Raw genomic sequence first — 571 nt, forward strand, 5'->3', positions numbered from 1 at the left:
CGATCAGGCGGCCCGGGTCGCCGGTCTTGTCGATCGAGAAGAACGCCGTCCGATCCGACACCCGCGCCGCCTGCTGCATGTTGTGCGTCACGATGATGATCGTGTAGCGGTCCTTCAGCTTGAACATCAGATCCTCGATCGCCAACGTCGAGATCGGGTCCAACGCCGAACACGGCTCGTCCATCAACACGACCTGCGGCTCCACCGCGATCGTCCGCGCGATACACAACCGCTGCTGCTGACCACCCGACAGACCCGCACCCGGCTTACCCAGACGATCCTTGACCTCGTCCCACAGGTTCGCCGACCGCAACGCCTTCTCCGCCGCGTCCTCCAGCACCGACTTGCGCCGCACACCGTTGAGCTTCAAACCCGCGATCACGTTGTCGAAAATCGACATCGTCGGGAACGGGTTCGGACGCTGGAACACCATCCCGATCATCCGACGCACCGCAGTGACGTCGACATCCTTGTCGTAGATGTTCTCGTCGTCGATCGTCAGCTTGCCCTCGACCCGCGCACCCGGCAACACCTCGTGCATCCGGTTGATCGAACGCAGGAACGTCGACTT

At 62.5% G+C, this 571-nt stretch carries 1 protein-coding gene; it reads right to left on the reverse strand.

The features are described 5' to 3' along the window. Nucleotides 1–571: phosphate ABC transporter ATP-binding protein (locus Air01nite_RS40895; protein WP_203708930.1), on the reverse strand; the 571-nt coding region annotated here is incomplete at both ends.

Origin of the sequence: Asanoa iriomotensis (assembly GCF_016862515.1) — a bacterium.
GTDB classification, from domain to species: Bacteria; Actinomycetota; Actinomycetes; order Mycobacteriales; family Micromonosporaceae; genus Asanoa; species Asanoa iriomotensis.